Origin of the sequence: Clostridium sp. CM74B_53, from assembly GCF_036318045.1 — a bacterium.
Lineage (GTDB): Bacteria > Bacillota > Clostridia > Lachnospirales > Lachnospiraceae > Pilosibacter.
In genome coordinates this window covers 1-7,852 of sequence record NZ_JAWQDE010000032.1, presented here as the reverse complement: position 1 = coordinate 7,852, position 7,852 = coordinate 1, and the positions used below count along the sequence as shown (strand labels likewise).

General features: G+C 52.0%; 4 protein-coding genes. 1 reads left to right on the top strand and 3 read right to left on the bottom strand.

What is annotated here, in order from left to right; genetic code table 11:
- From V2546_RS15470 to V2546_RS15460, 3 genes are all read right to left on the bottom strand, one after another.
- Window positions 1–327, bottom strand: a 327-nt coding sequence (locus V2546_RS15470; RefSeq protein WP_329752809.1) for a cation transporter, incomplete at its 3' end; no start/stop codon positions are given.
- Between the two features lie 59 nt (window positions 328–386).
- The gene (locus V2546_RS15465) at window positions 387–746 is read right to left on the bottom strand and encodes an ArsR/SmtB family transcription factor (RefSeq protein WP_015512809.1); all 360 of its coding nucleotides are present in this window, start codon (window positions 744–746) and stop codon (window positions 387–389) included.
- A gap of 264 nt (window positions 747–1,010) precedes the next feature.
- Window positions 1,011–2,369: an MATE family efflux transporter gene (locus V2546_RS15460; RefSeq protein WP_329752804.1), complete on the bottom strand. Its 1,359-nt coding sequence runs from the start codon at window positions 2,367–2,369 to the stop codon at window positions 1,011–1,013.
- 700 nt (window positions 2,370–3,069) lie between these two features.
- Between V2546_RS15460 and V2546_RS15455 the strand changes: the two genes are divergently transcribed.
- Window positions 3,070–7,485: an acyl-CoA dehydratase activase gene (locus tag V2546_RS15455; protein WP_329752802.1), complete on the top strand. Its 4,416-nt coding sequence runs from the start codon at window positions 3,070–3,072 to the stop codon at window positions 7,483–7,485.
- The last annotated feature ends 367 nt before the right edge of the window (window positions 7,486–7,852 follow it).

The following is a 7,852-nucleotide window of genomic DNA, read 5'->3' as shown; positions in this document are numbered from 1 at the left end:
TGAGGATTGTACTCCATCCAATTCTCCGACTTCTTTTTCAATTTTTGCGGAGCAGTTCGGACAGTCCAAGCCCTTTAACAAATAACTCTTTGTAACGGGGATAATTGTTTCTTCCTGAACCTCCACATCTGGCTCATGGCTGTGGACAATCGTTTCAATCTGACTGGCTATTGTATTTGCGGCAGCTGGAGCAACATTGATTGTAAGCGTCTGCTTCATCAGATTTACCACTGAGGATTGCACTCCATCCAACTCTCCGACTTCTTTTTCAATTTTTGCGGAACAATTCGGACAGTCCAACCCTTTTAATAGAAATATGCGTTTCATGATAATCTCCTTATAATTTGTTTAATTGTTCAATTACTCAACTATAATGTTAAAAAATATTATTTCTGCCAAAGATGCTCAAATCCCTTGTCAATAATCTCTTTCACATGATCATCTGCCAGCGAGTAGTAAACTATCTGTGCTTCTTTACGGAATTTTACCAGATTCGCTAGGCGTAATGCCTTTAACTGATGCGAAATTGCAGATTTTGTTACCCCCAGTAGCACTGCAAGATCACATACACACATCTCACTCTGTTCTAGAGCGTGTAAGATTTGTACTCTAGTTCCATCTCCAAATAGCTTAAACAAAGAAGCCAACTGGATATAATCATCTTTTGGCTGCATCTTGGATTTCACATCATTCACAATATCCTCATGAATTACATCGCAATTACAAATATAAGACGTTTTTGACATATATTCACCTCAAAATAATAATAGTTGAACAATTACTCAACTATTATTATACTTATTTTTATATTTATGTCAATAAGCTGATGTTAGTTCCCCATAAATTTTACAATTAAAACCAGCTCTTTATTCTTTTCTTAATCTTTTTTTCCCAGTATACCGTTTTGGCTTTCTTGTCACACTTCCTGTAAATTCCGAGTTATTACGCTCTTTCTATCACCCATCTTCCAGCCATCCAAACAAGAATCATCTCCCGCTCAACACCCCCTGTCAGCTCCGCGTTTCCGCGATCTTCTCCATCGCCCTCCGGTACGCATGTACAAAATACAGGATCTCCGCGAGCGCCGTGAGCGACCAGGAACAGCTGTAGAGCAGATACAGGGACGGGATCGTCTGAAAATACGCAAAGACCGTATAGACCCACGCGATCCGGAATACGCAGGAACCCAAGATCACGATGACCATCGGTGCCAGACTCTTTCCGAGTGCCCGGGATGCCGCGATCGTGCAGTCCATGAACGCGGAGATCCCATAGGAAAATCCCATGATCGTCAGGCGCTTCATTCCCGCTGCCATGACTTCCGGGTCATTCGTAAATAAGGACAGAAACTGCTTTCCGAACACGACGAGAAGAAGTCCCATCGCAAGTCCGATCCCGAATGAATATGCAAGACTCACAAAATAACTGTCCCTCACACGCTTTTTGTTTCCGGAGCCGTAGTTCTGCCCCATAAAGCTCGCGCAGGCCGTATAGAACGCCGCCATCACATCGTAGATCAGCGCATCCGCATTCGCCGCCGCGGAATTTCCCGCTACCATCACGGCACTGAAAGAATTGACGCCGAGCTGGACAAACAGATTTGCGATCCCGAAGATCGCATTCTGAAAACCAGATGGGATCCCGAGCCGCAGGATCGCCTGCGCCTTATCCTTCGAAAGCCGGAGCTTTGCAAGATGCAGTCCGAAATCTTCATGACTCCGGAACAATGCCATCACGATCAGAAACGCCGAAAGGCACTGAGACAACGCACTCGCAAGCGCCACTCCAACTACATCAAGCTTACAGACGATCACAAAAAACAGATTCAGGATCACATTCACGATCCCCGACAAAAACAGATATCTCAGCGGACGCCCCGTATCCCCGGCCGCACTGAACACCGCGTTTCCGAAATTATAAAGCGCAAGCGCCGGAATCCCCAGGAAATAGATCCGGATGTACAGAGCGGCCTTGTCGATCAGCTCCTCCTTCGTATTTAAAAGCACCAGCACACCGCGCGATGTAGAAACTCCCAAAATCAGCAGGATCAATCCGACCACCAGGCTGACAAGAAACGCCGAATGTACCGTCTCCGAAACCGACTTCCGGTTCCTCGCCCCGATATAAAGCGCCGTCAGCACATTGATCCCACCGGAAAGTCCGATCAGAAATCCCGTATACATCGAGATCAACGTCGTCGTAGAACCAACCGCCCCCAGAGACATCGCCCCCGCAAACTGCCCGATCACCGCAATATCCGACATGTTGAACAGAACCTGCAGCAAATTCGAAAGCATCAGCGGAATACTGAAAAACAGGATCTGTTTCTTCAAAGATCCCCGCGTCATATCCATACTTGTCCGGCTCATAAAAACCCCTCCAAAAGTATCATAATCTTCCAAAATTATACTGGATTTTCCATGAAACTTCAACAAGTGAAAACACGCTTCGCGAGTTTCCCCTTGTTATCGCGACAGTCGCCAATGTCTCACGCAAGCGCAGACCTTGGCTCATTGTTCACGTAAATCATAGTATGCCGATTTTCCCCTGTACCGCAGCTAAAACCACAGTCTTCACCTATCCCTCCCACCTTATCCTGCGGTCAATGCGCCTGCAGCCGGTGAGCTTCCGATCAGGAGTGCCTTGATCACGGAATCTGGCTTCCTCTTGGCTCGCGGGAGAATGCGTTGAATGCCAGGTGACACTTGTTCGAGCGCAGCGAGTTGTGTCACCTGGCATTCGCCCTTAGCAGTCTCCTGCAAGCCTAGAGGAACCTTCCCGCGATCACCTTGCACTCCTGAGCGGAAACTCACCGGCCCCGCCCGAAGCCACTCAGCTCCCTCTTCACTCCCGAGCGGAAACTCACCGCCCCGCCCGAAGCCACTCACTTCTTAACACGTTTTTAACGCTTCCCTCGCACCTATTTCCTTGACTTTTAAAAAATCCAGCGCTAAAATATCACCAGCATCGTGTAGAAATCGGCGTAAATCCAGGTACGAAACGGGTTTATGCCCTTTTTCTTTCTGTCGGTGCAGACCCGATAAATCACTATCACGAAAGATCAAATATATGAAACAATTACTCATCGGAATCGATGTCGGTTCCACCACTACAAAAATCACGGTCCTCGACAAGACGACCGAATCACTCTTATACTCTGACTACCGCCGCCACCACGCAGATCAGCTTGCAAGCGTCCTCTTCGCGATCCGGCAGGCGGCAGAAAAATTTCCTGACACAAAAGCCAGGATCATACTCACCGGCTCCGGGGCAAAACCAGTCGCAGAAGCAGCCGATACCCCTTATATCCAGGAAGTTGTCGCAAACTCCATCGCGTTAAAGAAGACATACGAGACCGTCGGCACCGCCATCGAACTCGGCGGCCAGGATGCAAAGATCATCTTCTTCAAGACGGATTCAAAAACCGGCGCGTTAAACGTCGCCGACATGCGCATGAACGGAAGCTGTGCCGGAGGAACCGGCGCCTTCATCGACGAAGTTGCTTCCATTCTCCAGACCCCGCCGGAAAAAATGAACGAACTTGCCTGCAAGGGAACCTGCGTCTACGATATCTCCGGGCGCTGCGGCGTCTACGCAAAAACCGATATCCAGCCGCTCTTAAACCAGGGAGTCGCAAAAGCTGATATCGCCCTCTCCTCCTTCCACGCGATCGCCAAACAGACGATCGGCGGACTTGCACAGGGACTCGATATCAAACCTCCGGTCGTCTTTGAGGGAGGTCCGCTGACCTTCAACCCGAAGCTGATCGATGTCTTCTCTGAACGTCTGAACCTGAAAGAAAACGAGCGCCTAGTCCCGGAACACCCGGAGATCATGGTCGCCTACGGTGCAGCACTCTCCTTAAACGGCATGTTCAAAGAGGCAGATCCGGAAGCCTCGGACGCTCCGGTCACCTTCCTTCCGCTCACTGAGTGGGTCTCCCTCCTGGAACAGGTCCAGGAGGACACGAAGAAAAAGCAGCATTCCGGTCAGGAACATGCAGCCCTGCTCTTCTTCTCCTCCAAAGAGGAACATGACACCTTCTTAAAAGAACATCCGAAGGGAGACTTCACTCCGGCAGCACTCACACCCGGAACGACCATCCGCGCATGGCTCGGCATCGACTCCGGCAGTACCACGACAAAATTTGTCCTGATGGGCGATGACGGAAAGCTTCTCGACTTCTTCTACGCCTCCAACCAGGGCGATCCGCTGACCGTCGCAAAAAATGCCCTGATCACCATGCGGAACCGTTACCGCGATGCGGGCGTAACTCTGGAGATCTTAGGCTGCGGCTCCACCGGATACGGTGAACTTTTATTCTCCAGGGCATTTTCCACCGAATACCATGTCGTCGAGACGGTTGCCCATGCGAGAGCCGCGTTCCAGTACATGCCGGACATCACGTTTCTTCTCGATATCGGCGGCCAGGACATGAAGGCCATCTGGCTCGACCACGGCATCATCACGAACATTCTCGTCAACGAGGCATGTTCCTCCGGCTGCGGTTCCTTCCTGGAAAACTTCGCTTCCACGTTGAAGATCCCGGTGACGGAGATCGCAGACGCCGCCTTTTCCTCGAAAAATCCGGCGGTCCTCGGCAGCCGCTGCACCGTTTTCATGAACAGCAGCATCGTCACCGAGCAGAGAAACGGGAAAAAGCCGGAAGATATCATGGCCGGCCTCTGCCGTTCCATCATCGAGAATGTCTTCACGAAGGTCATCCGGATCTCGAACCTCGACTCTCTCGGGGATCACATCATGGTCCAGGGCGGAACCTTCCGGAATGACGCCGTTCTGCGCGCATTTGAACAGTACACCGGAAAGACCATCGTACGCGCCCCGTATCCGGGCATGATGGGTGCGATCGGCGCCGCGATCCTCACAAAAGAGGCGATGGCGGATGGAACGAAGAAGCGGACCTTTATCGGACTCGACGCAATGGATTCCTTCTCCTACACCCAGGAGGCGAATGCCCCGTGCCCGTTCTGCACGAACCACTGCAAACGAACGATCGTCCGCTTCCCGAACGGCCAGTCCTGGGTCACCAACAACCGCTGTGAGCGCGGAGAGGTCCTCGGAGACCCGAAAGATCCGGCTGTTCAGAAACTTCAGCGCGAGCGCATGGAAAAGCGTGACAAAGTCCCGAACTGCTACAAACTCCGGGAATCCCTGCTGTGGAAAGATTACCCGGTCCCGGAACACGTAACCTCCAGGAATCTTGTGATCGGGATCCCGCGTGTCCTCTCCTTCTGGGAGACCATGCCGTTCTGGTCCACATTTTTCCGCTCTCTCGGCTTTACCGTCCGTGTGTCCGCCCCGAGCAGCCACAAGCTCTACGAGTCGGGACTTTCCGCGGTTGCCTCCGATACGGTCTGCTTCCCGGCGAAGCTCGTCCACGGACATATCCGCAGTCTCGCGAACATGCATGTGGACCGGATCTTCATGCCGTCCATCACCTCCGTCCAGTCGGAAAACAAGGAAAAGACGAGTGAATGGATGTGTGCGATCGTAAAGGGATATCCGCTCGTCATCAAAAACTCCGACAATCCGGAGCATGTATTCGGGATCCCGTTTGACAATCCGCTGTTCCACTGGTACACGAAAGAAGACCGGAATGAGCAGCTCACAAAATATATCCATGAGACTTATCAGGTTCCGGAATCCGAGATCAAAGAGGCAATCTGCTATGCCGACATGGCGGAGGATTCCTTCCACCAGGAGCTCTTAGCAGAAGGCGAACGGATCTTAAAACAGGTCACGGAGGAGAACCGCTACGCCGTGATCCTCGCCTCGAGACCGTATCAGAATGATCCGCTGGTCAACCACAACCTTCCGGAGATGTTCACGAGTCTCGGCATCCCGGTCCTCACCGCAGATGCCGTTCCGGGCGTCAACGACGTGGATCTCACCAACAGCCGCCTCGATGTCGTCAACAACTACCATGCGAGAATGCTCGGATCCGCTGTCATTGCCGCTGAAAATCCACACCTGGAATATGTCCAGATCGTAAGCTTCGGCTGCGGCCATGACGCCTACCTCTCCGATGAGATCATCCGCCTCATGAAACAGGTATCCGGGAAGATCCCGCTCGTCTTAAAGCTCGACGAGAGTGAGATCCAGGGACCGCTCCGGATCCGTGTCCGGTCCTTTATCGAGACAGTCCGGATGCAGAGAGAAAAGCACGAGGAAGCTCCGGTCCATGCCCTCACGGATCCGTACCCGGTAAAGTACGAGAAGAAAGACAGAAAAGAGCGCATCGTTCTGATCCCGAATACCTCCCACGCGTTCTGCCGCGTCATGTCGGCAGCGATGGAAAAACAGGGGCTCCGCGCGGAGCCGCTGCCGATCGGGCGGGACGAGGCGATCCGTCTCGGCAAAAAATATGTCCACAATGACATCTGCTTCCCTGCCCAGATCGTGATCGGTGAAGCGCTGGCCGCTTTAAAGAGTGGAAAATACGATGGAAAAGATGTCGCGATCGCAACCGGAAAATATATCGGCGACTGCCGTCTGACGCATTACAGTGCACTTTTAAGAAAGGCGCTCGATGACGCAGGATTTTCCGATGTTCCGATCCTCACAAACGACGATGCGGATTTCCACAACCTCCATCCAGGCTTCCGCTTAAGTCTCCTCTCCGCACTCCGGATCGCCTACGCGCTTCCGATGATCGATATTTTGGAGGAGCTGCTCCGGAAGATCCGTCCTTATGAGCTCACAAAAGGAAGTGCCGATGCCGCCTTTGAGCAGGCGATGGACGCTGTGATCAACGGACTTTCCAGGCATGGCGTAAACGGCGCAAAACACGGCTTCGCAAAGGCGATCGGGATCATGAAACAGGTTCCGTATTACCGCTCTCATCCGAGACCGACTGTCCTGATCGTCGGGGAGTACCTCTTAAACTTCCACCCGGGTGCAAACCATGACATCGAGGCGTTTTTAGAGCAGAACGGCTTCGAGATCATCGAGGCGAGAATGTCCGATGTCATCCAGAAATCCTACTTCTACCGGGATATGCAGGTCCGTGAGTATCATTTACATAAGCCGCTCCAGGAAAAGCTCTGGTACCGGATGGCGGATCTCTTCTTTGATCTCGCCCACGATGCGGCGGACAAGATCGCGAGTGCTCACCCTCTCTACGACCGCCCGGCGGTGCGCCTTCCGGAGCTCGTAAAGGAAAGTGATCCGATCATCCACCACACCTTCGATGCCGGAGAGGGCGTCCTGATCCCGGGAGAGATCCTGCACCATGCCGCCCACGGCTGCCGTGCCTTTGTGATCCTGCAGCCGTTCGGCTGTCTGCCGAACCACGTCGTCGGCCGCGGAATCTCCAAGCGCTTAAAGGAGCTCTACCCGGACGTCCAGATCCTTCCGCTCGACTACGATCCGGATGTCAGCTTCGCAAACATCGAGAACCGGCTTCAGATGCTGATCATGAATGCGAGGGAGCAGGAAGCGGAAAAGAACGAGGCAACCATGTAATTTCATCAATGGATATCTGCGATCCGATTTGACTGCCTGCTGATTGCTTTTCGCAATCGAAGCAGGCAGCTTCCTAAATTGCAAAAAAGAAGGGGCTGTCGCATTAGCAAATATTTTTTGCTGGGCGGCAGCCCTGCTTTATGCCCAAATGGCATCGAAATCGGTCACGTTTTCGATGCCATTCTTTATAAACGCAGTTCATTCCCAGGCATCCCTTTCGGCATGCCTGATTTCAGGCTGTTTTGTTTTCAACTATCAAAATCTATGCCCTTTTTAATGGAAAAAGATAACTTCCCGTTCTTCCGGTCTGAATCTTGCAATGAAGCTTATTGATATTTCGTCCCATCGCCAGAAGGATGCTCTCTGC

Coding starts and splice junctions, on each gene's coding strand:
- V2546_RS15465 (WP_015512809.1), bottom strand. CDS start 746: ATGTCAAAAACGTCTTATATTTGTAATTGCGATGTAATTCATGAGGAT.
- V2546_RS15460 (WP_329752804.1), bottom strand. CDS start 2,369: ATGAGCCGGACAAGTATGGATATGACGCGGGGATCTTTGAAGAAACAG.
- V2546_RS15455 (WP_329752802.1), top strand. CDS start 3,070: ATGAAACAATTACTCATCGGAATCGATGTCGGTTCCACCACTACAAAA.